This is a genomic window from Lysobacterales bacterium (assembly GCA_016721845.1).
Classification (GTDB): domain Bacteria; phylum Pseudomonadota; class Gammaproteobacteria; order Xanthomonadales; family Ahniellaceae; genus JADKHK01.
Map to the genome: position 1 here is coordinate 1 of JADKHK010000004.1, position 26,907 is coordinate 26,907.

Here is a 26,907-nt window from a genome sequence, read left to right on the forward strand (position 1 = left end):
GATCTGGGGCACGGGCACGCCGTTGCGCGAGTTTCTGCACGCCGACGACCTGGCCGACGCGGCCGTGTTCCTGATGCGGAACTACAGTGACGAATCCTTCATCAACGTCGGCGTGGGCGAGGATCTGAGCATCCTCGCGCTGGCGGAACTCGTGGCGGAGGTGGTCGGCTTCGATGGCACGATCACCACCGATCCTTCGAAACCCGATGGCACGCCGCGCAAGCTGATGGACGTGTCGCGACTGCACGCGCTCGGCTGGCGCCATCGCATCGCACTGCGAGACGGCATCGCCACGACTTACGCCTGGTTCCGCACCGCGTCGGGACTGGCCTGAGCGGGCGCCGGCAGGAACCGGCCCCAGAAGCGCGCGACGCGGAACAGGGCCACGGCGCGTGCGCGCTTCGCGGTGACCGCGAACCAGATCAGCAACAGCACGCCATAGGCGCCGAGCAGCAGCGGTTCGGCGATGTTCCAGCGCAGGCATTGCCCGATCACGAGGCCGCACACGCCGGTGAACACGGCCAGGCCCACGGCGGTCGAGGCCGGACCGAAGCCGGCGTCGCGCATGATGTGGTGGATGTGGTCGTGGTCGGCCGAGAACGGCGAACGCCCGGCCATCATCCGGCGCACGATCAGCACCAGGCAATCGATCACCGGCACCGGCGCCAGCCACAGCGCCAACACCGGACTCACGGGATGGCCTTCGTTCTGGGTCAAACGGAAACACGCCCAGGCGACCACGAGCCCGAGCAGGGCGCTGCCGGAATTGCCCATGAACGCGTGCGCGCGGCGGCGTCCCGGGAAGCGGAAGTTGAACAACAGGAAGCCGACGATCGCGCCGATCAGCACCGCCGAACGTTCGGCCAACATCACGTTGCCGGAATAGCCGGCGGCGGCCAGCACCAGGATCAGCGCGGTCAGCATCAAGGTTCCGGCGAGGCCGTCGACGCCGTCGATCATGTTCAGCGCATTGATCAGCCCAACGGTGGCGAGCACCGTCAACGGCAGCGACAGCGCCCCGAGCGCGAACGCGCCGGCACCGAACACCGGGCCGATCGACTCGATGCGCACGCCGCCGCCAAAGATCAGGATCAGCGCCGCCACGATCTGGATCAGGATGCGCCAGTACCAGCGCAGGTCGTGGCGGTCGTCGAGCCAGCCGGTGATCACCAGCAAGGCGCCGGCGACCAGCAGCGACCCCATCGCGGCCGAGGGCGACGAGGTCGCGAACACGGCCACGACCATGCCGAGGTACATCGCCAGGCCGCCGGTGGCCGGCGTCACGTGTCCATGGTTCTTGCGATCGGTCGGGTGGTCGACCAGGCCAAGCCGGTGCGCGAGCGGAAACAGCGCCCACATCGCCAGCACGGTGATCCCCAGCGACCAGGCGAATCCATGCCAGGTCAGCGTGTCCAATCCGTCGAAGTGCATCGAATCTCTCCCGGATCCGCGGCCCGGTTCATGTATCGGTTTGTATCATCGTTCCGAATACGGTCACAATCGCGCGGCATGCTGGGCTTCGGGGGCCCGGCGTTTCCCCCATTCACTGGACAAGGTGCAACACCCCCGTGATCGATCTGCATTGTCACCTGTTGCCCGGCATCGACGACGGCGCGCCCGATCTGGAGGCCGCGCTGGCGATGGCGCGCATCGCGGTCGCCGACGGCATCACCGTCACGGCGTGCACGCCGCACATCTATCCCGGATTGTACGAAAACAACGCCGTCGGCATCCGCAAGGCGATCGCCACCCTGCAGATGATGCTCGACCGCCAGGGCATTGCGCTGCGCCTGGTCGATGGCGCCGACGCCCATGTCGTGCCGGAACTGGTCGATGGCCTGAAAGCCGGACGCATCCCAACCCTGGCCGGTTCGCGCTACTTCCTGTTCGAGCCGGCGCATCATGTGGCGACGCCGCGACTGGAAGAGACCGCGTTCAACGCCATGGCCGCGGGCTTCATCCCGGTGCTGACGCATCCGGAACGCCTGACCTGGATCGAGTCGCATTACGCGATGTTCCAGCGCCTGGCCAAGGCCGGCGCGTGGATGCAGCTGACTGCCGGCGCCGTGACCGGCCGTTTCGGGCGCAAGCCGCAATACTGGGCCGAAAAGATGCTGGACGAGGGCATCGTCGCGATCATCGCCACCGACGCCCATCGCGCCGACCGCCGCCCGCCGCTGCTGGCCGAAGCGCGTGACGCCGCGGCCAAGCGACTCGGCGCCGCGGAGGCCACGCACCTCGTCTGCACGCGTCCGCAGGGTATTCTGGACAACGTCGCGCCGAACGCGCTGCCGCCGCTGCCCGCCGCGGGTCGGCCGAAACAGCCGACCGGCGGCTTTTGGCGTCGCCTGTTCCGACCGGCATAATCATTGCTAGCGGAAATGTGACGCAGTTCGCACTTTGGACCCCCATGCATCGATTGCTCGCCCTCTTCCTGATCGTCCTCGCCCTGCTCTCCGGCTGCGCTTCCAATACCGGCGGGCTGAAGAGCGGCACCGCCAAGGCCGTGACCTCGACGTCCACGTTGCCGGTACCCGACACCACCTCGGACTCGGGCGCCTATCTCGGCGTCTCGGACTACCGCGTCGGCCCGCTCGACCTGCTCGAGGTGTCGGTGTTCCAGGTGCCGGACCTGAATCGCACCGTGCGCATCAACACCTCGGGCCAGATCTCGCTGCCGCTGATCGGCGCGATCCGGGCCGGCGGCCGCACCGTCTCGGAACTCGAGGTCGAGATCGCCGCAAGGCTCGAAGCCCAGTACCTGCAGAGTCCGCAGGTCACGGTGTTCGTCAAGGAATTCTCCAGCCAGCGCCTGACCGTCGAAGGGGCGGTGAAACAGCCGGGCATCTACCCGATCACCGGCAAGACCAGCCTGTTGCAGGCGATCGCGCTGGCCAAGGGCTTCGAAGACCTGGCCGACCAGCGCTCGGTGATCGTGTTCCGCATGATCGAGGGCAAGAAGATGGCGGCGCTGTTCGACATTCGCCAGATCCGCGCCGGCGAGCTCGAAGACCCGCAACTGTATGGCGACGACATCGTCGTCGTGGAAACCTCCGGCGTGCGCAGCGCGTACAAGAGCCTGGTCGACAGCCTGCGCGGGCTGATCGGTTTCGCGACCCTCTGAAGGAACACGATGAGTTCAAGACCCCACGACAAGGATTCCGGCGGCAGCCAACTGCCGGTGCCGGCGGTCGCGCGCGGTGGCGAATTGCGCACCGTCGACAGCGTCAGCCCGGGCATGGTGCTGGCCGAATTGCGCAAGGCCGAAGCGCCCGCCGACGACGAGATCAACCTGCTCGACTACTGGAACATCCTGGTCAAGCGGCGCTGGATCGTCCTTAGCTTCGGGCTGATCGCGATGACCGTGGCTTTCGTCAATACCTTGCTGATGGTTCCAGTGTATCGCACCGGCGCGACCATCCAGATTGATCGTGACACCTTGAATGTCGTGAACGTTGAAGGCGTCAACCCCCAAATGACTCCACGACTGGGAGTTCTACGAAACGCAGTACCAGTTGCTGCGGCCGCAGCCTTGCCGAACGTGTCGCGTCCGAACTGAAGCTGGGCTCCGATTCTTCCATGCGGCAACAGAACCTGCCTTCGCCTTGGTCGGCCTTGCTCGGCTCATTGTTCGGCGGCAAAAAGGCGAAGACGCCGGTCAACTACAAGGTCGAGGACGACCGCCTCTATGCCGGCATGGTCTCGGGCGGACTGACGATCGAACCCGTCGAAGAATCTCGACTCGTCAACATCCTGTTTGACAGCCCCGATCCGCAATTCGCCGCACGCGCCGCGAACGCGGTCGCCGAGGCCTTCATCGCGACCAACATTGAACGCCGCTTCGATGCCTCGTCCTATGCCAAGGGCTATCTCGAAGACCGGCTGGCGCAGCTGAAGCAGAAGCTCGAGGACTCGGAGCGCGAACTGGTCGCGTTCGCGCAGAAGGAACAGATTCTTTCGGCGAACAACAACCAGACCCTGATCGAGCAGAACCTCGGCGAGCTCAATTCCGCGGTCGGCCAGGCCCAGGGCGCGCGCATCCGCGCCGAGGCGCGCTGGCGCCAGGCGCAGGCCAGCCGCGGTGCCGCGCTGCCCGCGGAAATGCTCGAAGGGTCCAACATCCGGCCGCTGCAGGAACGCCGCTCGACCCTGAAGAGCACGTTTCAGGAGAAGCTGCGCCTGTACAAGCCGGAATATCCGGAAATGAAGCAGTTGCAGGCGCAGATCGACGAAGTCGACCGCCAGATCGTCGCCGAGATCGAAGGCATCAAGGCCACGGTCAAGGCCGAGTACGACTCGGCGCTGACGCAGGAAACCCTGCTGCGCGAGCAACTCACCCAGATCAAGACCGAGACCCTGGACCTGCAGAGCCGCTCGATCGACTACAACATCCTGCAGCGCGAAGTCACCACCAACCGCGAGCTCTACGACGGCCTGCTGCAGCGCTACAAGGAAATCGGCGTCGCCGGCGGCGTCAGCAGCAACAACATCTCGATCGTCGACCGCGCCCAGGTGCCGGGCGGCCCGTACAAGCCGAACATGCGCCGCAACCTGATGATCGGCCTGCTGCTCGGGCTGTTCCTCGGCGTGCTGCTGGCGCTGCTGCTCGAATACCTCGACGACACCGTGAAGTCGCCGGAAGACATCGAGAAGAAGCTGCACCTGGTCAACCTCGGCGTGATCCCGAAGCTCGGCAAGGACATCACCCCGGCCGAAGCCTTGGTCGATATCCGCTCCGGGTTCGCCGAAGCCTATCGCTCGGTGCGCACGGCCTTGCAGTTCTCGACCGAGAGCGGCGTGCCGGCGGTCCTCGTGGTCACCAGCACCCAGCCCGGCGAAGGCAAGAGCACCACCGCGAAGTCGCTGGCGCGCAATTTCGCCCTGCTCGGCAAGCGCGTGCTGCTGATCGATGCCGACCTGCGCAATCCGTCGCTGCACCGCGTGTTCGAGCTCGACAACGCGATGGGCCTGAGCAACTGCCTGTCCGGCTCGGCCAAGCCGGGACAGTGCATCCATCGCGTCGACCAGGCCGGCATCTCGATCATGCTGAGCGGTCCGTTGCCGCCGAATCCGGCCGAGCTGCTGGCCGGCCCGCGCATGGTCAGCCTGCTGACGCAGGCGCAGGAACGCTTCGACCAGATCATCATCGACGCGCCGCCGGTGCTCGGCCTCGCCGATGCGCCGATCCTCCGGCAACCTCGCCAGGGGCACCCCTGCTCGTGGTCGAGGCCGGACGCACCAAGGTCGGCGCGGCACAGACGACGATCAAGCGCCTGCTCGCGGCGCGCACGCGCCTGCTCGGCGTGGTCCTGACCAAGTTCGACGCCAAGACCGCCGGCTACGGCTACGGCGGCTACGGCTACAGCAGCTACCAGTACTACAGCTACGGCAATGCCGCGCCGAAGAAGCTGACGGCGCGCCGCGACGGCGACGCGGGATGAGCTGGGAAGCGCTGGACCTGGCCTTGACGCTGCATGCGGCGCCGGGCCTCGTCGGCGAACTGCGCGGTCGCCCGCTGCCGGCCGGCATCACGCGCCTGTTGCGGGTGGCGCTGGGCCAGCCCGACAGCCTCGCCGAAGCGAGCGAAGTCACCGGCCAGTCCGCCGCCCGCCTGGTCGATGCCGCGCGCTTCTTCGTCGAGCAGCAACTGCTGGCGCGCGAGGTCGAGCATGACCCGTGGCGCGTGCTCGGCGTCCACCCGCAGGGGTCCGAGATCGAGCTGCGCGCCAATCATCATCTGCTGGTGCGACTGGTGCATCCGGATCGCGGCGACGACTGGGCGTCGGCACACGCCGAACGCGTCAATCGCGCATGGCGCTTGCTGCGCCATGCCGAAGACCGTGCCGCCCTCGTGGTCACGCCGCCGACGGCGTCGCGCGCGACCGCCGAGGCCTGGACCGCGCAGCGCGTCGACGTGCCGGCGCCGGCGCCCTTGGCCGACGCCGTGCCGCCGCCCGCCGCACGTCGCGGATACCGGCGCTGGGCGACGGCGGCGATCGCGACCGTCGTCGCAACGGCCGCCGTGTGGTGGTCGATCCCGTCCGAAGACGACCGCACCGCAGCGGTCGCGCCGCCGCCACCCGCCGACTGGTACGCCGACGCACAGATCGATTCATTCGAGTCCGCCGATGGGATGGCCGCACCGCTGGATGAACTCGTTCCCATCGCCGCGATCGCTCCCATCTCTGCCGACGCGATCGCTGCACCGACCGCAGTCGCGGATCCGCCGTCGTCTTCCAAGCATGGCGAACCCGCACCGTCCTTGACCGACGGTCCACCCCGTTCGGCGGCATCGGAACGCCCGACGTCGAAGCGCTCGCCGCTCCTCCCGACACCAGGCGCGACAACGACGTCGACATCGACGCTTGCATCCAGTTCGTCCGTCGTCGAAACCTCGGCCTCGGCCGTCGTGCAGTTGCCGATCCCGGACGCTGTCGACACACTGATGCCCGACGTCGGCGACCCGGCGGCAGCAACCGCGCAACCACTGGATGCCGACGCGGGCCAAGCCTTGTTGCGCGAATTCCGTTCGCGTTACGCCGAGGGCGATCTTGGCGGATTGCTAAAACTGTATGCACGCGAGGTGCATGCCGAACATCGATACTTCGGGCAGATCGCCAACGAATATTCGCGTTTGTTCAAGAACAGTCAGCAGCGATACATCGACTTCAGTGACGTCCACTGGCGGCGGCTGGACGATCGGCTCCTCGGAAACGGTCGGTACGAGACCGGATATCGCCGATTGGGCAACCTGCGCAAGCACCTCGAAAGGGGTCGCGTCGAAGTGGAGCTGGTTCTCGAAGGCGACGAATCTCGTTTGCGCCGATTCGAACGACTCCAGGGCTCGCGTTCATGATGCGGCGCATGCTCTTTGCCGCGCTGCTGGGGATGGTGTTGGCCGCGTCGTGGGTCATCGTTCGCATTGGCATTGCCGATGCGCTGGCGGAGGCGCAGCCGGAAGCGGCTCTGGCTTGGTGGCCCTCGCATCGAGCGGCACTGCTGTCGACCGCCACCGCGGCAGCAGAGGCGCCGCAGCGTTCTCTGGAGGCAATCGCTGTTGCACGCCAAGTCTGGCGCGCGCGCCGCTGTCCGGAACCGCGTTCCGCGTCATCGCACGCAGTGCCGAGATCGAAGGCGATGTTCCGACCGCACTGGCGAACTACCGGATCGCTGCGCATCGCGCACCACGCGATCGTGCGACCCATGCGTGGCTGGTCAATCATGCGGCGTCCCGAGGGGATTTCGAAACCGCCTTGTTCCACATCGATCAATTGCTGCGAATCGCCCCGGGCCTGCGAACAGAGCTGCAACCCGTGCTCGGATCGATGATCAGTCTCGCCGAGGCGCGAACGCCGTTGTTGCGACTGATGGGTGAGACCGGACCGCCTTGGAGGAGTCCTTTCTTGCAATGGTGGAGCCAGCAACCTGAGGCCGCCCCGACCCTGGCCGCGATTTTCGCGCCATTGCGCTCGGCGCCCCATCCGTTGACCGAACAGGAGCGACGCTTCTGGATCGACCGCCTGTTGCGCGAAGGTCGCGTCGGCCAAGCACACTTTCTCTGGATTGAGGCCTTGCCCGAGACGCGTCGCAAGACCGTCGGCAATGTCGTCGACGGCGGTTTCGAGCTGCCGCCCGACAACGCCGGGTTCGGGTGGTACTTCAATCCGATTGCCGGCGCGACCATCCACCAGGAATCAACGCCGGGAGTCGGTGGCTCGCAGGCCCTGGTCCTTGATTTCCACGACCGACGCGTCGCCTTCGCCCATGTTCAGCAGCGGCTGGCGCTGCCGTCCGGACACTACCTCCTGCAAGGACGGACTCGGCTTGACGGCCTGCGCAATGAACGCGGCCTGCATTGGCAGCTGCGTTGCGACGGCGGCCGCGTGATTGCCGAGAGCGAGCGCTTCCAGGGAAACAGCCGGTGGCGTGATTTCGAAGTCGGGTTCGAACGACCCTCCGAATCCTGCAGCGGCCAAATCCTGCTGCTGCGCCTCGACGCGCGCATCGCGCCCGAACAAATGATCGGCGGTCGAATCTGGTTCGACGATCTACGCATCACGCGTGTGACGCATTGACCATGGAGACAATTTGATGCGATCCTGTTACCCGATTGCGAGTTGCGACAGCGACTTGCCAACTCAGCCCTCTCGGAGCATGAAATGAGAACTTTTTTGTTTGGCGCGCTGTTCTTCGCGCTGACCATCGGACAAGCCAAGGCCGCCGACGCCGTTGCGGCGCCGCTCCAGGCGACGTTGAAGGAGTTCACTGGCTCCGTCTTGGTCAATCAGGGCGAGCAATTCGTTGACCTCGCCCCCGGCACCAATCTGCGGCCCGGCGATCAGGTCATGGCGATGGAAGAGTCCAAGGCGCTCGTTCGCTATTTCGATGACTGCGAAGTCGAGGTCGAAGCCGGCAATGTCTATACGATCGACGAGCGGCTGCCTTGCCCGTGCCTGAACTTCAAGGACGAGAAAGAGCCGGTCGCGACGGTGGTCGAGTCGACCGGCGACCTTGCTCTGCGCCAGGCGAACGATCAGTTTTCCCCGATTTCCGCCGGTCAGGTGCTGCATGTCGGCGATCAGGTCCGGGTCGCCACCGAGTCGCGCGGCGTGTTCGAGTTTCGCGATGGTTGCCGCGAGGAAGTGTCGGAGTCGAAAGACTTCACGGTCCCTGACCGTTCACCGTGCCTGTGTGCGGCGCTGGCGTTCGACCAGGTCGCACCCGCGACCGGTGGCTCCTTGTTGACTCAGCCGCGCGTGATCATTCCCAGCGTGCTGGTGGCGACCTGCCTGGCGATCGACGCCGGTGACGACAAGCTCAATTGCAAGGATGATCCGGCCAGCCCGTGATCGTTCGCATTGACGTCCACCGAACGGGCCGCTGACGCGGCCCGTTCCGTTTCCGGAGTCCGCCTTGCCCCATCCCGTTCTCGCCGCCGTCGGACGCCATGGCGCCACCTTCGTCACCGGCAGCTATCTCGGCCTGTGTCTGCTCGCGGGTGGCGGCACGCGCCAGGGCCTGCCGGTCGAAGCGGTGCTGCAGGTGCTGGCGTTGCTGCTGCTGCCGTACGCGCTGCATCGGCTGACGCTGCGCCCGCCGGCGCGCGCGGCTTGGGTCGCGCTCGCCTGGTTCGGCCTGCTGGCGGCGGTGATCGCGGTCGCGCTGATCCCGCTGCCGGTGTCGCTGTGGCAAAGCCTGGCCGGTCGCGACGAACTCGCGCGCGAACTGGCGCTGGCCGGCGTGCCGATCGGCGCCCGCCCGATCTCGCTCGATCCCGAGGCGACGCTGCGCGCGCTGTTCGCGCTGTTGCCGCCGCTCGCGATCGGGCTGTTGATGCTCGGCCTGCACCGGCATCAGCAAGTGCGCCTGCTGCAGGGCCTGCTGATCGTCGCGATCGTCAGCGCCCTGCTCGGCCTCGCGCAGATCGCCTCGGGACCGGACAGTCCCTTGCGCTGGCATGCCATCACCAACCCGGGCAGTGCCGTCGGTGCGTTCGCGAATCGCAACCACCTCGCGACCCTGCTGGTCGTCGCGTTGCCGCTGGCGGCGGCGCAGATGATCAATGCCGGTGCGCGCATCGTCGCCGGCGAACAACGCCCGCGCCGCACCGCGGCCCTGATCGTCGGCATCGTCGCCGGGGTGCTGCTGCTGCTGTCGCTGGCGATCGCGCAGTCGCGCGCCGGCGTGCTGCTGGCGGCGATCGCGGCCTGCGCCTGCGCCTTGATGCTGTGGCGTCGCCACGAGGAAGACGATCGACCGCGCCGCGGCGTCAAGCGCTGGCTGGCGCTGGCCGGCATCGGCGGCTTGATCCTGGCGATCCAGTTCGGCTTCTGGGGCCTGATGCCAAAGCCACTTTTCGCGCACTTTGCGGGGCAGTGCAGGCCGCGGGATCGTGCCGTCAAGCGTCCCAATTACATGGGCGTCGCGCATTACGACCGTAATGCGCTGACCAGGTCACAAGACGCGCGTGCCCGGCCCGGTTTGACTTCGGTCCGTACTCAAGTCTGCCTCGCCAAGCACAGGAAGCGCCGGGCGCCGCGCGTAACCACCGTATGCGCTGACCGAGTCTCGGGACGCGCGTGCCCGGCCTACTTTGAGTTCGGTGCGTGTTCGAGCATGCATGGAACACCTGGACCAACTCCGGCCGGTCTCGGGCGACCGGCCGGCCTGAAACCCCTGGGGGAGCGGACGCGACCCTGGGGTCAGATCGCGCCCGCAGGGATCAGAAGAACTTGTAGTCGACGCCGAGGTAGTACGAGCGACCGCGTGGATCGGTGTAGGTGGGGTCGTAGCCGGCGATGAAGAAGTACGCCTGGTTGGAGAACGGCGGCTCCTCGTCGAACAGGTTGAGCACGCCGGCGCGCAGGTTGAGGTTGTCGTTGATCTCCCAGCTTCCGGTCAGGTCCCACAGCGAATAGGAATCGACATCGCGCTCGGGCAGGCGTTCGTCGCTGAACGGATCGTAGGTGGTGTTCTGATCCTGGTAGCCAGATGAATATGTATTCGCCAGCGTCAGCCCGTACGGGCCCTGATCCCAGTTGAAGGCGATCCGGTGGCGCCAGCGCTGGATCACCTGATCGTTGAGGAAGCGGCCGACGTTGCTGCGATAGGGTTCCAGCGGGCCGAACTGGCGCTCGTACTCGACCACGTAGGTGCCGAGGACATCGACGCTGAACTCGCCGTATTCGGTGTCGCCGCTGCTCAGCCGACCGCTGATGTCGATGCCCGAGGTCTTCAGCTTCCCCTGGTTTTCCTTCTGCAGGATGATGTTGCTGATGAAGCCATCCTCGTCGCGCTCGATGTAGATGCCGTTGTAGAGCTCCGGGCTCTCGATGATGATCTGCTCGCCGAGCGTGCTGATCACGTCTTCCTTTTCCAGCCACCAGTACTCGAGGCCGACGTTGAAATTGGCGACCGGCTCGTACACGGTGCCGATCGAGAACTGCGTCGATGTCTCCGGGTCGAGATCCGGATTGCTGCGGCGCTCTACCGGCCACTGGTCGGTGCAGATGTCGATGCTGCCTTCCTGATCGACGCACTGTGGATCGGTGATCAGGCTCGAGGTGACACCGAACACGGTCGGCCGATAAAGGTCATTGAGCGACGGCGCGCGGAAGCCGGTGCCGGCCGAGGCGCGCACGATCAGATCCTCGTGCGGCTGCCAGCGCAGGCCGAACTTGGGATTGAAGGTCGAGCCGACCTCGGAGTAATCATCGAAGCGCAGCGCCGCCTGCAGCTCCAGCGTCTCGCTGACCGGCGCGTTGAGCTCGGCGTAGGCGGAGAAGATGTTGCGGTCCTCGTCAGTGGCGACCAGCGTCGATTCGCCGGGGCCAAGCGTGCTGTCGCGGTCGCCGGCGATGTTGTTCGACAACAGCAGCGCCGACGGCGTGAATTCCTGCGATTCGTTGCGGAACTCGCCGCCGAGCGCGAGGCCCATGTAGCCGCCATCGAGCTCCGTCAGCGAGCGCGTGAAGTTGAAATCGATGCCCTGGCTGACACCTTCGGACTGGCGCGCTTCGTCGTCGATGGTGATCGAGTCGATCAGCTCTTGGCCCGCCGCCGACGATGCACCGAAGGGATTGATGGTGCCATTGCGAACGGCGGCATCGAACTGGTCGAACAGCACGTAGCCGCCATGCTGGGCCTCCGAACGGCTGACGCAGGCGGACGACGGCGAGCGCCTGATCTACCTATTCGACAAGCCGCGCCCGGACGGCAGCTGGCAAGTCACGCTGACGCCGCTGGAACTGCTCGACCGGTTGGCGCGGTTCATTCCGCCGCCGCGCCGGCATCTGCATCGCTATCACGGCGTGTTCGCGCCGCACGCCGCCTTGCGCGCAAAGGTGACGGCGCGGGCAGGGGAGGCGATTGCGGCGCCGGTCGCGCCGTCGATAGGGCAATCGGCGACATCGGCCCCGGTCGCGCCAGATGCCCCGGCAGTCGGCGAGCAGGCAGCAGGCGAGCGGCTGCGAAGCGGGCGTGATTGGCACCATCGGCGGCGGGAAGGCCAAACCCACCGGCCAACCGACGGCACGTCAGAAAATTCCGACACCAACTCGCGCGGTGGTCCTACCAGCAAACGCGCAGTTCTCCGATAGTCGCAGCCACCCGCTGGCGACCACTCTGCAAGGCCATATCGAGCACCGTGCAGGTCCGTGGTCACTGCAGTCAGCGCCAGTCCTGGCGAATCGGTGTGTACGCCTGGGGTCTATCAGCGACGGCGGCCGGAACGCACGCTCGCCTACCAGACGGTGCAGGCATGGCTGGCGACCTGGATTGCGTATCGCGAGGCGACTGACGACGAAGCGGTGCCGGCCTATATCGAGCGCGAGCTGAGGGCCTATCTGGAGTGCGGCATCCTCGCGCACGGCTTCGCGCGGGCGCGCTGTCCGGACTGCACGGCGGAGTTTCTGGTTGCCTTCTCCTGCAAAGGTCGCGGCGTGTGCCCGTCCTGCACCACCAAACGCATGGCCGCGACGGCGGCGCATCTGGTCGACTCGGTGATCCCGCGCGTACCGATGCGGCAGTGGGTGCTGTCCTTGCCCAAACGCTTGCGGCCGGCGCTGCGCAACCACGCTGCGCTGGCGACGCGGGTACTGCGCATCTTCATCAGCAGCATCCAGCGAGAACTGCGCCGCAGCGCTGCCGCGCCGGTGGGTGCGCGGCTGGGCGCGGTGAGCTTTCTGCAGCGCTTCGGTTCGGCGCTCAATGAGCACTGGCACTACCACTGCTGCGTCAGCGACGGCGTGTTCGCGGCGGCAGACGGCCAGACCCTCGCCTTTATGCCCGCGACCATCGATGTCGCCGATATCGTGGCCAGGGTTCAGGCGCGGGTGCGAGGGCGGGTGCTGGCCTTGTACTGCCGGCATGGCGTGCTGAGCGAAGAAGACGCGCAGAACATGGCGGGTTGGGACCACGGCGGCGGATTCTCGGTCGATGCCTCGGTCGGCATCGCTGCCGACGACCGCCCGGCGCTGGAGCGCTTGCTACGCTACTGCGCCCGGCCGTGCTGGGCATCCGAACGGCTGACGCAGGCAGACGATGGCGAACGCCTGATCTACCTGTTCGACAAACCGCGCCCGGACGGTAGCTGGCAAGTCACGCTGACGCCGATTGAGCTACTCGACCGGCTGGCGCGTTTCATTCCACCGCCGCGCCGGCATCTGCACCGCTATCACGGTGTGTTTGCGCCGCACTCGGCTTTGCGGGAGCAAGTGACGGCGCGGGCAGGGGAGGCGATTGCAGCGTCGGTCGCGCCGCTTGTGCCGGGATCGGCAAGTGCGGCAGGTTCAGCGACTTCGGCACCCTCCGCAGGATCAGCCGCTGCAGAATCACCCGCTGCAGCGCCGCCGCCGTCGACAGTGTGTACACCAGCGGCTCCAGCGACACCCGAGGACTTGGCAGCCGCCATTCGCCTGCAACTGGGGCTACCGACCGCAATCCGGCCCATTCCAGAACCGATCCTCGCCGCGCCACCCGGCGCTCGCGCCTGGGCACGGCTGATCGCGCGGATCTTTGATGCCGATCCACTGCGCTGCCGACGCTGCGGCGGCAGCATGCGGCTGATCGCGTTCATCACCGAGGGCGCCGTGATCGTGCGCATCCTCGATCACCTCGGCGAACCCAGCCGCGCGCCGCGGATGGCGCCAATCCGTGGACCTCCCGGCGCCAGCGCGCTGCAGCAACGGGCTGACCACGACGCCCGCAGATCGCTCAACCTCGATCCGCCCGTCGACGTCATGCCCGACTACGAGAACCAGAACCAGGACCTGGTCTGGTAAGCGTGAACCCACCGACGACGCGCAGCGACTTCAACGCTGCGTCGATGTCGCTGCTCGTCCGCGAAATGACGAAAACGCTCAGATCCCATCCACAGGAAGTCTGCGTGCGAGACCGGAACGCCCCGCGAGCGTCACCGAGCCCCAGAACCCCGCCCCAGAGGGTAGCGCGACATGCGTGCGGGAAGCTTGACGGCATGAGCTCGAAGCGTAGACTGCCGAAAAAGGGGGCTTTGAATTTCCTATCCTTAGTGCAGCCCATTCCGCCCACGCCGGCACCGGCAGTGCCTGGGACGGCAAGGCCGTCCAGCCAAACGCGCGGGCCAGCTGGACCGCGGCGATGGTGCCCAGCGACAACTTCAACAGGGTCGCTGCCGCACCCATCAGCCGGACCGTGCCGGCAACCAGATGCTGGGTCGACAACTCGGTGACGGCGGTCGTCAACGTCAGCCCCGGCATCAGCACGATGATCGAGGCGATCAGGACCGAACGCACGTTCAGCGGCACCAACGACGACGCGATCAGCGACGCGAAAAACATGGCGAGGAACGCCGCAACGGCCTCGAACGAGGGCGCGAAATTCGACCGACGTTCGGCCACCAGGGCCAGCAGGCCGATCAGCAGGCCGATGCTGCCCGCCGCGAGCACATCCGCCGAACTGCCCTTGAGCAAGGCGGCGACGGTGGCGCCGGCGATGCCGAAGCTGAGCACCTGCAAGCCCACGCCCTTCACCGACAAGCCGGTGCGCAGCGCGCGCAGTTCCGCCAATCCCTCGGTGATGCCGATCTGCTGCGCGAGCACGCGCTCGGCAATGGCATCGACTTGCACAGGCGGCGCAGATTCACGTCGCCCGGATTCACGCGCATCACCATCGTCCTGCGCGGCAAGGCCAGTTCGCCGTCGTCCGGATCGACGAAGGACAGCGTGATCGACGTCGGCGTTGACAGGCTGGTCGGCAGCAGGCCGAGGCGCGCACTCACGCCGTCGATGGCGCGCTCCAGACGCGGCGCCGACGTGCCGTACTGATGCAGCCGTCGCGCCAGTTCCGCCACGAAGCGGACGCGCGCGTCGAACTCGTCGGGACTCATGTCGCGACCGAGGTCCGCAACAGGCCCCGCGCGACCAGATCGGCGAGAAAGCGATCGAGGTCCGCACCGGCCCGATCCGCTTCGACGCGATGCGTCGCGACCACGTCGGCCAGCAGCTCGTCACGGCGGGCACCGTTCCGGCATGCGCGAAGAATCAGGCTGGCGACCGGATTGGCGGCGAAGTAGCGACCGAGTGCCTCGTCGAGCAGGACCGCCTCGTCCAGGTCGAACTGGGCCAGCACATGCGGCGCGAGCAGGTAAGTGGTGTGGCGATTCATCGGCGCGACTGTCCCTGAAGCCGATGCCCGCCGCAAGTCACCACGCCGACAATCTGGCCAGCGCGGCCGCAACCTGCCCGGGAATCGCCGCTTCCGCACACTCCGGCCACGACATGCGCAGCGCCGGAACGCCGCGCGTGAATGCGGTGACGGCATCGAGATGCCAGCGCAGCAGCGCACGCGGAACAGGCGCGCCGCCACCGAGTGCCGGATCAGCCGCAAACGCGTCTCGGCCGCAGACAATGGCTGCACCCAAGGCGGCGGTACCGCGCTCGACGAACACGATTTGATCGATGCCGATGGCGCGATCGGCGCCCGACAGCGGCTGTGCCCACTTCAGTTGCGGAAAGCGCGGCAGCAACTGCGGCGTCGGCGCGATCCGGCAGGGCGCGATGTCGTCCACCAGCGTTTCCGCACCGCAAGCCGCCGCCTGGCGCGCAATGCTAGACTTGCCGCTGCCGGAAACACCGCAGAACAGGATCGTGCGTCCGCCATGGGCAATCGCCGAAGCATGCAATGCGAGCACGCCGTCCATCGCCAGCAGCAGCAGCAGTCCGGGTCCGAGCATCACTTCCGGACGTGCGGCGGACGGCACATCGGCATCGACGACAACCACGCGCCGATCGGCATCGACCTCCAGACCGCCCAGACCGGAGAACACCAGTCGTCGCCGTCGCCCCGACGATCGGACATCGACACGCCGCAATTCGCCGACGAGAAAGCCTTGCGTCGTCAGCTCGTCCTGCCAACTCGTCGGCGCATCCGCTGCCGCGACGACGGCCGATTCATCAGCCCGCCCGAATCCGTCAATCGCTTCGCTGCAAAACACGCGCACACCGGCGATACGGGTGTCGTAACACGCTTCGATTTGCCCGGCGACGGCAAGGACGAGGTCAGTCCGTGCGCACCCCCATCCCCAACCCGATGGATATCAGGTGCGCTGCCCCTGTCCCGGACGGTTCATTGCCCGATGCGTACCCGAACCGCCCGAATCGCCGGTTCCCGGTGATGCGCCGAGCGTCAGGTCACGCACATCGCCCAGATCGCGCAACTCGGGAGCGACATAGCTCGCACGCGCATCGGTATCCGCAGGTTCAACGATGTGTTCGACATGACCGGGCATGGCACTACCTGTTTTCGGAAGAAAGCTGGCGGGATGCTAACACGGCCGGCCCTGCTGCCCAATGCGCCCGCCACCACAGCTCGAACGAGATCGCCAGCCAGATCGGCAGCAATTGCGCGTCCGATTCGGGGCTTGCGAGTGCCCGCATCAACGCATCGCGATCGATGTAGCGCGGCCATCGCGCATCGGCATCCAGCAGCAGGCGTTCGACCTCGGCGCGATGACGATCGAGCACACCCCACTGGAACAGCGGCGTCAGGCTGCCGAGCTTGGGGCGCAGGCGAACCGACTCCGGCACGCGCCCGGACAACACCTGCCGACTCAACCATTTCGGCCCGCGCGCCGAATCCGAATAGTGCGCAGGCAGACCGAGAACGAACGCCAACAGCGCCGGGTCGCGATACGGAAAACGCAGTTCCAGACCATGCGCGTTCGCGTAGCGGCGCGCCAGTTCGGCGTCCTGCGCGCTGGCGCGTCCGAAGGCTCCTCGACCCGCCGCGGCCAGCCGCGCCGTTCGGCGGTATCCGGCAAGCGGTCCCCGCGGTATCCGTCAACCAGTCCGGCACCCATGCGCGACTCGGGCGCAGCCACGACAGCAGGCCGCGCACGCCCAGGTCATGCCGCAGCGCGAACCGCTGACGGGCCGTCTGGACAACCAACTCGGCGACGAAGGCAAGCATGCCGCGTTCGCGCACGAACGAGGCCGGCCAGTCGCGGCCATCGGCACAGATGTGATCGCCGAAATTGGCCCGACAGCAGCACCGTGGCGCCTTCGGCACGTGCCGCGGCGAACAGCGCCTGATTGAGGCGACGATACGGATTCGCCAGCGGTGCCTCGTCTTCCATCGGCCAGCTCGGCAGATCGGAGAGCGGTTCGTGGCTTCCGTCCGGCGCGCGCACATGACGCAACCGCAGTTGTGCAGCCGTCGCGGCGGCCAAGGCCGATCCGTCGCAATCGGGCAGATGCGGCACTGCCCAGCTCACCGCCAGCGAACGCGCCGGATCGAGACAGGAGGCGAGCAAGGTGGAGTCGATGCCGCCGCTCAGCATCAGCGCCGATGTCGCGGCGTCGGCACCGGCACGGGCCACTGCCTGCGCAACCGCATCGCCCAGGCGTCTGCCGCCGCGTCGTCGCTGCGAAAGCGCAACGGCGACGACGGCAGCGCGGGCACAATGCGCGTTTGCCGCTCGCGACCATCGTCGATGATCAGCAGGCCGCCGGCCGGCACCGCGCACGCCGTGCATCCACGCCACGTCGTCCGGCGGCGCGCGCAGGGGCGAAGAAATGCGCCATCGCCGTGTCGTCCGGTTGCAGGCGTTCGCCGCGCAGCGCCAGCAGCGCACTGCCGCGGCTCGACACGAACAGGCGGTCGCCCTCGCGCACGTAACGCAGGCCGCGCTCGCCGAGCGGTCGCGGTACAGCACGACGCGACGCCGTGCCGGATCGAGCAGCACCAGCGCGAGGTCGGCGTCGAGGTCGTCGAACAGATGCACGTCGCGATCGGCGTAGGCGCAGCAGGGCTTCGGCATCGCCGCAGCCGTCGTCGATACGGTGACGCCGACGAAACGCGGCACCATCACGCAGGCGGCCATCCAGTGCCAGCACGCATCCACGCCATTCGGCGACACCGGTGCCATGAAACGACCGCGCCACCCCACCATCGCGCGGCAGGTATCCGCAACTCGTCCGCACCGAACGGTGCGAAACCGCCGAGCGAACGGATACCCGCAGCCATGGCCTCATCGGACACGGTCGCCACGCCGGCCAGCGCGACGACGCCAAGCACGGCAGTCATGGTCCGAGCATAGCGGCGTGCTTCATTGCCCGCGACCGTTCCGACCGGGATAATGCCGACCTTTGCGGAACAGGACGGTGCCATGAGCGAACGCGAAATTATGCAATACGACGTCGCGTCGTCGGCGCCGGTCCGGCCGGGCTCGCGTTCGCGATCCGGCGCAAGCAGCTGAAACCCGAAACCCGCGTCTGCGTGATCGAGAAGGCATCGACCGTCGGCGCCCATATCCTCTCGGGCGCGGTGATCGAAACCGGCCCGCTCGACCAATTGCTGCCGGACTGGCGCAAGTCGCCGCCGCCGATCTGCGTCGACGTGGCCTCGGACGAGTTCTATCTGCTCGGCCAGAAGAAGCAGTGGAAGCTGCCGCTGCCGCCGCAGATGAACAACCACGGCAACGTCATCGTCTCGCTCGGCGCGTTGTGTGCGTGGCTGGCGCCGCAGGCGGAAGCGCTGGGCGTGGAGATCTTCCCCGGCTTCGCGGCCAGCGAGCCGGTGTTCGACGACAAGGGCGCAGTCTGCGGCGTACGCATCGGCGACATGGGCGTGGCCAAGGACGGATCGCACAAGCCGAGCTACACGCAAGGCATCGACATCCACGCGCCGATCACCGTGTTCGCCGAGGGCGTGCGCGGCCACATCAGCAAGCAGCTGATCAAGCGCTACGCACTCGACAAGGCTGCGACCCGCAGACCTACTCGGTCGGGAATGAAGGAACTGTGGCAGGTGCCCGCGGGCCGAGTAACGCCGGGCCGCGTCATCCACACCCTTGGCTGGCCCTCGGACAACGCCACCTACGGCGGCAGCTTCATCTATCACCTGGACCAGGACCGCATCGCCATCGGCTGCGTCTGCGGCCTCGACTACCAGGACCCGAAGCTGATGCCGTTCGAGCTGTTCCAGCAGCTCAAGCACCATCCGCTGATCCGCCCGATGCTGGAAGGCGGCACGATCCTCTCGGGCGGCGCGCGTGCGATCTCGGCGGGCGGCTTCCAGTCGCTGCCCCAGGTCGAGATGCCGGGTGCGATCCTGATCGGCGACACCGCCGGCACCTGAACGTGCCGAAGATCAAGGGCACCCATCAGGCCATGCGCGGCGGCATCATCGCCGCCGAACACATCGCGCGCACCAACAGCGTGGTCGGCTTCGACGCCGCACTGCCGGGCGTCGCCAGTGGTCAGCGAATTGAAGAAGGTGCGCAACATCAAGCCCGGTTTCCACGGCGGGTTGTGGATGGGCATGATCAATGCCGGCTGGGAGACCGTCACCGCGGGTCATTCGCCGTGGACGCTGCGCAACCATGCCGACCACGCGCAACTGAAGCGCGTCAACGAAATCGGCGACATCGACCGGCACTGGGTTGATCGTTCTCTGCCGCCGCGCGATCGCCTGGCCTCGGTCTACTTCGCCGCCACCGAGCACGACGAGGACCAGCCCGTCCACCTGCACGTCGCCGATACCAATGTCTGCATCACGCGTGCGCGGAAGAATTCGGCAATCCCTGCACGAAGTTCTGCCCGGCCGGCGTCTACGAGATGGTTCAGGACGAGGACGGCAAGCGCCTGCAGATCAATGCCTCGAACTGCGTGCACTGCAAGACCTGCGATATCAAGGACCCCTACCAGATCATCAACTGGGTAACGCCGGAAGGCGGCGCGGGCCGAACTACCAGAATCTCTGATCGACGACGAAGCAAGCAAAAGGCCGCGCCGTTGCCGACGCGGCCTTTCTGTTTGTTGCGCCGGACTCAGCGAACCGGTTGTGCCGGGTCGCCGAGCAGGGTGGCCGCGTTCAGGATGTCGGCGTGCGTCGTGCCTTCGGTCGCCAACTGCATCTTCGCCAGGCGCAGGGCGTCGCCGATGCGCGTGCCGACCGACAGTTCGGATACAGCGCCGAACCGAGCGCTTCATGTGCGGACAGTTCGGTGAGGCTGCTCACGCCGATGACGCCGGCCGCGCCGTGGCCCGCCGTGTTCAGGAACTTGTGCGCCAGCGAGTTCGCGTTCGGCGACACGGGAAGTAGCTGTTCCAGCAACCCCACTGCACGACCAGATCGACCGGCGTACCGGTGGTGGAAGCGATATCGGTCGCGCGCTCAGGATCGCATTGGAACCCCCGCAAGGCCGCCGAGTGGCCGACGTAGCTCACCATCTGCACGTTGCCGTTCAGCGCGCCCAGCAGCGCAGAGCGCGCACCGGCCGTGCCCAGATCGTCGGCATAGGCACGGCTGGTTGCCCAGGTATTCGGCAACTGCGCGGCGAAGGCATCGCTGATGCCGGCGAAGTCTTCCTCGCCGTCCGCCGCCTGTGCCACCAGCATCAGCTTGCGATCCGGCACGCTGCCGTTCACCGCCACGAGCTTCGCCGTCAGCGCCTGCAATTCGGCGATGGAACGCACCGGCAAACGACCCAGCGCGAACTCCGGCGCACCATCGCGATCGGCATCGGCATAGAACGCATCGACCGGCGCGAAGGTGATGACATCGCCAAGCTTCGTGTACTGCGTCGGGACCAGCGAGATCGAACCGGTGCCGAGGTTGTTCTTGTAGTCGTAGGTGTCGCCGCCGACCAGCAGCACGTACTCGACGCCCATGGCCGGCACCGCCGCATCGAGGAAGCGCTGGATCGCCGCCGCTTCCGGCACCGAGTCGTTGAACTGGTCGTAGATCTGTTGCAGGTCAACCACGCGCACGTTCAGCCCGCGCGACTGCTGCAAGCCGACCAGTGGTTGCAGTTCGTCGAGGAACAGCGTCGGGCTGATGATCAGGTAGTCGGCCTGACCGGCAATCAGCGGCGCAGCCGATTCCAGCGGTTCGATCTGCGGCGCGCGCAGGCTCGACACGTTCGACACCCAGTACGAGGAACCGGTGTCGGACGGCAGCAGGGCCGTACCGCCCGTGGCCTGCACGGAATGGGCGATCCACTGCCAGTCGTCGCCGCGACCGACGCAGGCGACGATTTCGCCGTCGGCCAGTCCATCGACGCGGAATCCGGCCACGCTGTCCGGGCCTTCAAAGCCGGACAGGAAGCTGTGCAGGATGTCGCCGTCGCCCGCGCCTTCGACGAAGAACGCATGGCCGCTTTGCAGTGCGTCGATGAACAGACGCTCGCCGTCCGCGACCGGCAGGCGCGGATAGCGCAGGTTGATGCGGTCGATGTAGGCCATGTCGAACTCGAAGCCGGTGTCGCCCGGCAGCACCACGCCGACGTCGAGCTGGCCGGCACCGAACAGCGGCAGACGCAGGCGCACGCTGTGCCCAACGCTGCCGTCGAAGCGCTCGTCGGCCACGGTCTGGCCGTCGATTTGCGGCAGCGCATGGTGATCGGCTTCGCCGCCGTCGAAGTTGGTCAGACCGATCAGGTCGGCTTGCAGTTCGGCGATGTCGCCGACATCGGTCGCGACCGCCGATACCGGCAGCGACACCGAACGGCTCACTGGCTGGTTCGCGTAGGCGAGCAGTTCGTCGGCATGCCACGGGTCGCCCGTCGGCGAGGAATGGTTGTACTTGTTGTCCGGCGCGTAGCGATTCCGCCCAGTACCAGGCCGAGGTTTCGGTATCGGCCACCCAGTTGTTGCGGTCGATGGCGACGACGCCGATCGCGTCGCCGCGCACCAGGTACGGGAACGCCTTGGTGTAAAGCGATTCGTGCGTGCCGGCGAGGAAGTCGATGTACGAGTTCGCGCCGAAGTTGCCGCTGTCCGGAACGATGCGGCGCGGCACGCCTTGGCCACGGAAGGTGACGGCGATCCGTTCGACCGGCACGCCTTCAAGGTGCACGCCGGCCGCTGCAAGCTGCGTGGCCGTCACACGATGGAAGCCGGCCTGTTCGACCCAGAGCTTGCCGGCGTTCGACGAGGCCGTGCTGCGTGCCAGCGCCTCGAGTTGGGCGATGGCATTCGCGGTGTCGTCCAGCGGAAGCGTTCGGCGGAACTGTCGATGCCGAAGTTCGCGCCCACTTCAAACCGGGCCGTGTACGGCGCGCGCCGCTGCTCGAATGATCGACCAGGTAGAACTTGCCGGTCGCAGGCACCGTCGCAAGTTGCGTGGCGTAGCTGCTCGCTTCCGGCGGTGTTGTTGCGCTGGCTCGCGATCATCGACGCGGCGCGGCCACGGGCACAAAGCGGCCATCGGCACCGCGTTCTTCCACGGTGAGCCGATGTTATCGATTTCGCTGGCGGTGCCGAAGCGCAGGTGAGCTTGCCTTCGACGATGCGCGAGCGCACCGACGACAGCGTGACGGGCAAGGTATTGGCCGGAATGCGATGGTCTTCCACTCCGCCGTCGCTGGCGAGGCCGACGGCGACGGTGACGAGCTTCGCTCATGAAGGCTGTCGGTGGTGATGCGTGCAGGCGCAGGTAGGTGTCGCTGTTCAGGTTGGCACCGGGCGAGGCGGACCACACCAGCACCAGCGTCACGTTCGTCGTGCCGTTCGGAATGTTGGCGGTGGTGAAGGTGGTGTCGCCCGAAGGTGCTGTGGTGAATCCGCCCAGACGCGGCAGGCTGCGTTCGTTGGCGTCGAGGAAGTCGCCGTCGTCGTTCCATAGCGAGCCAGCCGACGGGCTGGGCGCCGGTGCCGGAATTGTTGGTCACGTTCACGGTGACGCAGTATTCGCCGGGCGCGGTCGAATAGGTGCCGCCCGACCAGGTGCATTGGTAATGCGGGTTGCCGCCGCCTCCGCCCACTGGGTCGGCAGCGTCAGCGAACCGTTTTCGTCGGCGCCGTCGCTGTCGGCGTTCGTGTCACCGATACCATCGCCTTCGCCATCAGGCATGGTGCCCATGTACACGTTGCGGTTGCCCAGCGTATGACGGGCACCGCCGTCGTTGAAGTTCGTGTCGTAGCTGTCCGGCGCATCGCCGAAATCGAAGCCGCAGAGAAGCTGACAGTACCGATGCCGACTAGCTGATTGCCGGAATTGTTGTTCGGCTGATCGCCCTGCGCATAGGTGACGCGCACGCGCCAACCGGCTTGGTGAACGTCAAGTGGCGTTGCCATCGGTGCTGTTGTCGTCAACATCACTGTCGCCTTCACCCAATCACCTGCGTAGCTCAACTGACTGTTGGCGAGCACCGACTGACGCGGCACCTGAATGGTCATGGCGAGTATCGTCAAAGCCCTCGACACGCATGTAGTCCTCGAACTGAGCTGAGGACGAGTCGGTGTCCAGCGTCGAGAAGCTCAATCCATGCACGGGCGTCGAAGTTGAAGACCGCCCATTCCATGCCGTTGGGCTCGGGATTACCCGATGTCGAAAGGTTCATCTAGAACCGGTAATAGCCGCCGGTACTATTCCCGGTTGGACCGGTACTAGTGCGGAAACTGGGGTTTGAGCCGGTGCTGGTATCACCCGTAGCTTCCCCGCTCGTGGACGGCTGCGTCATCGTGATGCCGTTGATCGCACCGGTGGTGCCGAACGCAACGTTGTTGCCGTTGCTGCTCAGGCGTAGGTGCTCTTGGTGCCGCAGGACGCCGGCGCGACTTCGGACTGATTGCGCGGCACCAAGCGCACGCTATTGAACGTGCCCACGTCGCTGTTCGCTGCATCGCAGACCGAGATGACCCAGTTTGCCGTTGACGGGTGATTGGTGTTGGTGTCGTTGAATGGGCCAACGCCACCACCCGTGTTGGTGTACTGCACTAGGCGGCGATAGCGAACAGGCTGTCCGGCCATCGTTACTGCCATCGTTGCTCGACGCCGTGGTGTCGTCATTGGTGGACACCATGATGCGGAAGTTTTCGTTGGCGTCACCGGTGATGCGATCCAAGAAAATCTTGTTTGCTTCGCCGGCTTCCGGCGGATCGACTTCCAGCCTCAGATCACCACGATAGGTATGCGTTACATCGACTCCGATGGCGACGTGCGCGTTGCCGACATTGAAGGTGTCAGGCACGTTGATGGTGACCGAGGTGCAGGCGTTGTCATTGATCGTGGTGGAAGTCGGCACGGCATCGTAGGTGTGAATCACCTGCGCCATCGAGGCCATCGCGCGGCAGCGACAACAGTGCGAGACAACGGCCGGCGCTACCGGGGAGACGGGAGTGTTGTTTCATGTTCGAGCCCATTCGATGTCGCCCCAGGAAATGTGACGCAAGTCAACAAATTGCCATTTGGATGTCAGTGTAGCGGAACCCGGCGCGATTCTGCGCAAGGCCGCCCCGCGCCGCATCACGCGCCCGCCTGCACACGCCCAGCGCAGCCGGCCGGTTCGTCGCGCACATCGATTGCAGACGACCGAACCTGTGACCCACTAGCACAATCCGCGCCAGCACTTGCGCCTCGGACACACGCCATCGAAGACGAAATGAACGTGAAGGCCGCGAAAACGCCCTTGACGCCGGGAACCGTGCGGCCGCCCGGAATGCGCCATCGCCGGCAGTTTCACGATTGTTGTCCGCCGCCGAACGGCGATGCGTCAGATCCGGGCCCGGGCCCGAATTCACGACACGACGCCGGCACGGCGCCAGCATGACGCCGTCATCACTGGGGATCGACCGATGCGGCTTGCGCGTTTCTGGTGTGTTCTTGCAGGACTGGGCCTGTCGACGGCGGCCCCTCGGCGTGATGCCCAATGGACGACGGCCGGACTCGCTCGGCGGGCGCGTGCACGAGATCGTGTTCGACCAGGCCGACCCGGCCACAAGGCCTACGCGACCACCAACGGCGGCGTGTTTCGCTCCGTCGACGGCGGCGGCACCTGGGCGGCCGCCGACCAGGGCATCGTCGCCGACACGATTTACGGCTTGCCGCTGATGCTCGATGCGGAGCAGCCGGCCACGCTCTACCTTCGATTCAAGGTCGCGGATCTATCGCAGCGACGATGCGGGTCGACCTGGGCCATCCTGCCCGAGAGCCTGCCGAGCGACGTCCATCCCACCGCATTCGCCGAACAAGGCCGGCATCGCCTGCGTGCTGCTGCTCGGCACGGGGCACCAGCGGCAGGCGGCCGCGGACCGATGCTGTTCAAGAGCACGAATTGCGGCCTCGACTTCTTCCAGATCGGGACCGGACTGCCGGCGGACCGCGCGGTCACGTCGATCGCGTTCGATCCGGCCAACCCGCTGCGCGTGTTCGTCGGCCTGGTCGACGGCGGCGTGGGCAACCAGCCGCTCTGTCAGCACCGACGGCGGCGCTAACTGCACGGCAACCAGCCTGTCCGCCAGCGGCAGCATCGACCGCCTGTCGTTCGGCATCGACGGCGACCTCTGGACGGTGGTCGGCGGCTACGACGTGTTCCACCGCAACAACGGCGGCGCGACCTGACCCCGTATGGTCGGCGCCGCCGGCGTATCGGTCACCGCCGATGCGACAACGCCGACCGCGCCTGGATCGCCAGCACCGAAGGCGTCTACCGCATCGATTTCCGACGGCGCCTCGCTGCTACGCGCCCACCACGCCGTGTTCGACGGCCTGACGCCGAACGCCAGCTATACCAGGCGACCGGCGTGCCGGTATCGGCCGGCGCCCGTCATCTGGTCTGGAGCAGCGGCGCTCGCCCCGGTTGTTCGCGTCGACCGGTGCCGCATGTTCAAGCTGAACCCGACCGGCACCCCTCGGTCGCCTATCGCTGCGTCGCCGGCGTCGGCCGCCATCCGCGCCCCGGCCGTCCATCCGGAATCCGGCGACGACGAGCAACGGCGTCAGCCAGCGCATCTGGGCCGGGGCAGGCGAATTTCGATCGCATCGGCGGCCTTGCACGCCAGCGTCGACGGCGGCAACACGTGGAGCGCGGCCAACAACGGACTGCGCGCCGTCGACATCGAGGCCCTGACGATCGATCCGACCACCACCGGCAGCGTCGCGGCCACCACGATCTACGCCGGCGGACGCGCCGCCTCCAACGGCAACACCGGTTACGTCAATTTCGGGCTCTACCGCAGCGACGACGGCGGCGCGAACTGGGGCACTCTGGACGGCAATCTGCCGGTGGCCAACAGTTATCTCGGTCCGCTGCGCGCATTGGCGCTCGACCCGAATTCCTGTGCGCTGCCCCCCTGCACCACCGCGAACGGGCCGTTGCAGCGTGTCTACGCGGTCGGCCACGGACGCGCGCCGGACGACCAGTTGATCGCCGACCAGACCCATCGCGTTCTTCGCAGCAACGACCGCGGCGCCACTTGGACCGACTTGAGCGTCAATCCGGGATTCCCGCGCAGCAATTTCCGGTCAACAAGGATCCTGCAACGGGTTGACGCCCACCGTCGTCGCGGTCGATCCCGCCAACGCGCTGCGCGCATCTATGTCGGCACCGAAGCGGAGTTCTACGACCTCGACAGCGGCGACGCCATCCCGCTCGACACCGCGCGAAAGCCCGGACTCTTCAAGAGCACCGACGCCGGCGCGACCTGGTCCCGCGTCACCGGCTGCCGCGAAGATCAACGCCGCCGTCCATCCGAACGCCTCGGCGACGTATGGTCAACCTGCTGGTCGATCCGGCAACCCCCAAGTGCTCTGGCTCGCCATGCGCGAAACTCTATGCCTCGCAGCGTCGACCGTCCTGCGCAGCAACGACGCCGGCGCCACCTGGGCCGAATTCGCGAACGGCATCAACGCCAGCCTTTGGAACTGCGCGACCCACCTCGCCTTCGACCACGGAACCCAACATACACACAGCAACCGCGGCCGGCTTCCCGCCAACCCGAGGTGGTTACTCGCGGCCTGTGAAATGCGGCACGCAATCGATCCCGGTGGCTCTCGATCAGCATCGGACTGCCTTGCCCGCGAATCGGCCTACACCGTTGCAGTCGATCCAGCAATCCGAACCAGCTGCATGCCAGGTACCGACACCGGCGTCTACAGCATCCGCCGCCACGCACGAGGATCAGGATGGCGACGGCATTCCCGACG

The 26,907-nt window shown here is 66.6% G+C and carries 27 protein-coding genes and 1 pseudogene; 16 read left to right on the forward strand and 12 right to left on the reverse strand.

Annotated features, from left to right (window positions below; genetic code table 11):
* The coding region (locus tag IPP28_02320) for an NAD-dependent epimerase/dehydratase family protein (GenBank protein MBL0039888.1) at window positions 1–334 on the forward strand (334 nt) is incomplete at its 5' end.
* Here the strand turns inward: IPP28_02320 and IPP28_02325 are convergent.
* Window positions 298–1,431, reverse strand: a complete 1,134-nt coding sequence (locus IPP28_02325) for an undecaprenyl/decaprenyl-phosphate alpha-N-acetylglucosaminyl 1-phosphate transferase (protein ID MBL0039889.1) — start codon at window positions 1,429–1,431, stop codon at window positions 298–300. The genes IPP28_02320 and IPP28_02325 overlap by 37 nt on opposite strands.
* A 137-nt stretch (window positions 1,432–1,568) precedes the next feature.
* Between IPP28_02325 and IPP28_02330 the strand changes: the two genes are divergently transcribed.
* The 9 genes from IPP28_02330 to IPP28_02370 all read left to right on the forward strand — a co-directional run bounded on the left by IPP28_02330 (window position 1,569) and on the right by IPP28_02370 (window position 10,302).
* Window positions 1,569–2,366 carry a capsular biosynthesis protein gene (locus IPP28_02330; protein ID MBL0039890.1) on the forward strand — a complete coding sequence of 266 codons (798 nt, stop codon included), beginning with the start codon at window positions 1,569–1,571 and terminating at the stop codon, window positions 2,364–2,366.
* A gap of 44 nt (window positions 2,367–2,410) precedes the next feature.
* The gene (locus IPP28_02335) at window positions 2,411–3,124 is read left to right on the forward strand and encodes a polysaccharide export protein (GenBank protein MBL0039891.1); all 714 of its coding nucleotides are present in this window, start codon (window positions 2,411–2,413) and stop codon (window positions 3,122–3,124) included.
* A 9-nt stretch (window positions 3,125–3,133) separates the two neighbouring features.
* Entirely contained in the window at window positions 3,134–3,559 is a 426-nt protein-coding gene (locus IPP28_02340; protein MBL0039892.1) for a hypothetical protein, read from the forward strand.
* A 20-nt stretch (window positions 3,560–3,579) separates the two neighbouring features.
* Complete coding sequence (locus IPP28_02345) at window positions 3,580–5,313, forward strand: polysaccharide biosynthesis tyrosine autokinase (GenBank protein MBL0039893.1); 1,734 nt, start codon at window positions 3,580–3,582, stop codon at window positions 5,311–5,313.
* On the forward strand, window positions 5,304–5,441 hold the full coding sequence (locus tag IPP28_02350; protein ID MBL0039894.1) for a hypothetical protein: 138 nt from the start codon (window positions 5,304–5,306) through the stop codon (window positions 5,439–5,441). Before IPP28_02345 ends, IPP28_02350 begins: the two co-directional genes overlap by 10 nt.
* A complete protein-coding gene (locus tag IPP28_02355; protein MBL0039895.1) occupies window positions 5,438–6,856 on the forward strand; it encodes a hypothetical protein in 1,419 nt (472 codons plus the stop codon). Before IPP28_02350 ends, IPP28_02355 begins: the two co-directional genes overlap by 4 nt.
* Before the next feature lie 118 nt (window positions 6,857–6,974).
* On the forward strand, window positions 6,975–8,075 hold the full coding sequence (locus IPP28_02360) for a hypothetical protein (GenBank protein ID MBL0039896.1): 1,101 nt from the start codon (window positions 6,975–6,977) through the stop codon (window positions 8,073–8,075).
* 84 nt (window positions 8,076–8,159) lie between these two features.
* Window positions 8,160–8,849: a hypothetical protein gene (locus IPP28_02365; GenBank protein MBL0039897.1), complete on the forward strand. Its 690-nt coding sequence runs from the start codon at window positions 8,160–8,162 to the stop codon at window positions 8,847–8,849.
* A 64-nt stretch (window positions 8,850–8,913) separates the two neighbouring features.
* Window positions 8,914–10,302, forward strand: coding sequence for a hypothetical protein (locus IPP28_02370; protein ID MBL0039898.1), 1,389 nt, complete (start codon window positions 8,914–8,916; stop codon window positions 10,300–10,302).
* On the opposite strand, the gene IPP28_02375 is transcribed toward IPP28_02370, so the two are convergent.
* Window positions 10,223–11,626 carry a TonB-dependent receptor gene (locus tag IPP28_02375; protein ID MBL0039899.1) on the reverse strand — a complete coding sequence of 468 codons (1,404 nt, stop codon included), beginning with the start codon at window positions 11,624–11,626 and terminating at the stop codon, window positions 10,223–10,225. The genes IPP28_02370 and IPP28_02375 overlap by 80 nt on opposite strands.
* A gap of 28 nt (window positions 11,627–11,654) precedes the next feature.
* Here IPP28_02375 and IPP28_02380 point away from each other — a divergent pair, with 28 nt between their 5' ends.
* Window positions 11,655–12,098, forward strand: a complete 444-nt coding sequence (locus IPP28_02380) for a transposase (GenBank protein ID MBL0039900.1) — start codon at window positions 11,655–11,657, stop codon at window positions 12,096–12,098.
* A 57-nt stretch (window positions 12,099–12,155) separates the two neighbouring features.
* Complete coding sequence (locus IPP28_02385; protein ID MBL0039901.1) at window positions 12,156–13,781, forward strand: transposase; 1,626 nt, start codon at window positions 12,156–12,158, stop codon at window positions 13,779–13,781.
* A gap of 78 nt (window positions 13,782–13,859) precedes the next feature.
* Here IPP28_02385 and IPP28_02390 read toward each other — a convergent pair whose 3' ends face one another.
* From IPP28_02390 to IPP28_02420, 7 genes are all read right to left on the reverse strand, one after another.
* Window positions 13,860–14,606, reverse strand: coding sequence for a threonine/serine exporter family protein (locus tag IPP28_02390; protein MBL0039902.1), 747 nt, complete (start codon window positions 14,604–14,606; stop codon window positions 13,860–13,862).
* A complete protein-coding gene (locus IPP28_02395; GenBank protein ID MBL0039903.1) occupies window positions 14,507–14,866 on the reverse strand; it encodes a threonine/serine exporter family protein in 360 nt (119 codons plus the stop codon). The genes IPP28_02390 and IPP28_02395 overlap by 100 nt, the downstream gene beginning before the upstream one ends.
* Entirely contained in the window at window positions 14,863–15,144 is a 282-nt protein-coding gene (locus IPP28_02400; protein MBL0039904.1) for a PqqD family protein, read from the reverse strand. The genes IPP28_02395 and IPP28_02400 overlap by 4 nt, the downstream gene beginning before the upstream one ends.
* Before the next feature lie 37 nt (window positions 15,145–15,181).
* Window positions 15,182–15,973: a hypothetical protein gene (locus tag IPP28_02405; protein ID MBL0039905.1), complete on the reverse strand. Its 792-nt coding sequence runs from the start codon at window positions 15,971–15,973 to the stop codon at window positions 15,182–15,184.
* Window positions 15,974–16,075: 102 nt separating this feature from the next.
* On the reverse strand, window positions 16,076–16,267 hold the full coding sequence (locus IPP28_02410) for a lasso RiPP family leader peptide-containing protein (protein ID MBL0039906.1): 192 nt from the start codon (window positions 16,265–16,267) through the stop codon (window positions 16,076–16,078).
* A 4-nt stretch (window positions 16,268–16,271) separates the two neighbouring features.
* Entirely contained in the window at window positions 16,272–16,814 is a 543-nt protein-coding gene (locus IPP28_02415; GenBank protein ID MBL0039907.1) for a hypothetical protein, read from the reverse strand.
* Window positions 16,815–16,882: 68 nt separating this feature from the next.
* Window positions 16,883–17,905 carry a hypothetical protein gene (locus IPP28_02420; protein MBL0039908.1) on the reverse strand — a complete coding sequence of 341 codons (1,023 nt, stop codon included), beginning with the start codon at window positions 17,903–17,905 and terminating at the stop codon, window positions 16,883–16,885.
* 240 nt (window positions 17,906–18,145) lie between these two features.
* Here IPP28_02420 and IPP28_02425 point away from each other — a divergent pair.
* Window positions 18,146–19,741, forward strand: a pseudogene (locus IPP28_02425) (electron transfer flavoprotein-ubiquinone oxidoreductase).
* Between the two features lie 292 nt (window positions 19,742–20,033).
* Here IPP28_02425 and IPP28_02430 read toward each other — a convergent pair.
* Window positions 20,034–21,494: a hypothetical protein gene (locus IPP28_02430; GenBank protein MBL0039909.1), complete on the reverse strand. Its 1,461-nt coding sequence runs from the start codon at window positions 21,492–21,494 to the stop codon at window positions 20,034–20,036.
* Between the two features lie 211 nt (window positions 21,495–21,705).
* On the opposite strand from IPP28_02430, the gene IPP28_02435 reads away from it, so the two are divergent.
* Window positions 21,706–22,212, forward strand: coding sequence for a hypothetical protein (locus IPP28_02435; protein MBL0039910.1), 507 nt, complete (start codon window positions 21,706–21,708; stop codon window positions 22,210–22,212).
* A 545-nt stretch (window positions 22,213–22,757) separates the two neighbouring features.
* Here IPP28_02435 and IPP28_02440 read toward each other — a convergent pair.
* Both IPP28_02440 and IPP28_02445 read right to left on the reverse strand, forming a co-directional pair.
* Window positions 22,758–23,159, reverse strand: coding sequence for a hypothetical protein (locus tag IPP28_02440; protein MBL0039911.1), 402 nt, complete (start codon window positions 23,157–23,159; stop codon window positions 22,758–22,760).
* Between the two features lie 413 nt (window positions 23,160–23,572).
* The gene (locus tag IPP28_02445) at window positions 23,573–24,037 is read right to left on the reverse strand and encodes a hypothetical protein (GenBank protein ID MBL0039912.1); all 465 of its coding nucleotides are present in this window, start codon (window positions 24,035–24,037) and stop codon (window positions 23,573–23,575) included.
* A gap of 691 nt (window positions 24,038–24,728) precedes the next feature.
* On the opposite strand from IPP28_02445, the gene IPP28_02450 reads away from it, so the two are divergent.
* Complete coding sequence (locus tag IPP28_02450; GenBank protein MBL0039913.1) at window positions 24,729–25,196, forward strand: hypothetical protein; 468 nt, start codon at window positions 24,729–24,731, stop codon at window positions 25,194–25,196.
* Window positions 25,197–25,584: 388 nt separating this feature from the next.
* Complete coding sequence (locus IPP28_02455; protein ID MBL0039914.1) at window positions 25,585–26,724, forward strand: exo-alpha-sialidase; 1,140 nt, start codon at window positions 25,585–25,587, stop codon at window positions 26,722–26,724.
* Window positions 26,725–26,907: the final 183 nt, after the last annotated feature.

What these genes read in the sequence shown, in the direction of transcription:
- IPP28_02325 (MBL0039889.1), bottom strand. Translation starts at nt 1,431, where the DNA reads ATGCACTTCGACGGATTGGACACGCTGACCTGGCATGGATTCGCCTGG.
- IPP28_02335 (MBL0039891.1), top strand. Translation starts at nt 2,411, where the DNA reads ATGCATCGATTGCTCGCCCTCTTCCTGATCGTCCTCGCCCTGCTCTCC.
- IPP28_02340 (MBL0039892.1), top strand. Translation starts at nt 3,134, where the DNA reads ATGAGTTCAAGACCCCACGACAAGGATTCCGGCGGCAGCCAACTGCCG.
- IPP28_02345 (MBL0039893.1), top strand. Translation starts at nt 3,580, where the DNA reads ATGCGGCAACAGAACCTGCCTTCGCCTTGGTCGGCCTTGCTCGGCTCA.
- IPP28_02355 (MBL0039895.1), top strand. Translation starts at nt 5,438, where the DNA reads ATGAGCTGGGAAGCGCTGGACCTGGCCTTGACGCTGCATGCGGCGCCG.
- IPP28_02365 (MBL0039897.1), top strand. Translation starts at nt 8,160, where the DNA reads ATGAGAACTTTTTTGTTTGGCGCGCTGTTCTTCGCGCTGACCATCGGA.
- IPP28_02395 (MBL0039903.1), bottom strand. Translation starts at nt 14,866, where the DNA reads ATGAGTCCCGACGAGTTCGACGCGCGCGTCCGCTTCGTGGCGGAACTG.
- IPP28_02400 (MBL0039904.1), bottom strand. Translation starts at nt 15,144, where the DNA reads ATGAATCGCCACACCACTTACCTGCTCGCGCCGCATGTGCTGGCCCAG.
- IPP28_02410 (MBL0039906.1), bottom strand. Translation starts at nt 16,267, where the DNA reads ATGCCCGGTCATGTCGAACACATCGTTGAACCTGCGGATACCGATGCG.
- IPP28_02420 (MBL0039908.1), bottom strand. Translation starts at nt 17,905, where the DNA reads ATGGCACCGGTGTCGCCGAATGGCGTGGATGCGTGCTGGCACTGGATG.
- IPP28_02440 (MBL0039911.1), bottom strand. Translation starts at nt 23,159, where the DNA reads ATGACCATTCAGGTGCCGCGTCAGTCGGTGCTCGCCAACAGTCAGTTG.
- IPP28_02445 (MBL0039912.1), bottom strand. Translation starts at nt 24,037, where the DNA reads ATGGCGCAGGTGATTCACACCTACGATGCCGTGCCGACTTCCACCACG.
- IPP28_02455 (MBL0039914.1), top strand. Translation starts at nt 25,585, where the DNA reads ATGTTCAAGCTGAACCCGACCGGCACCCCTCGGTCGCCTATCGCTGCG.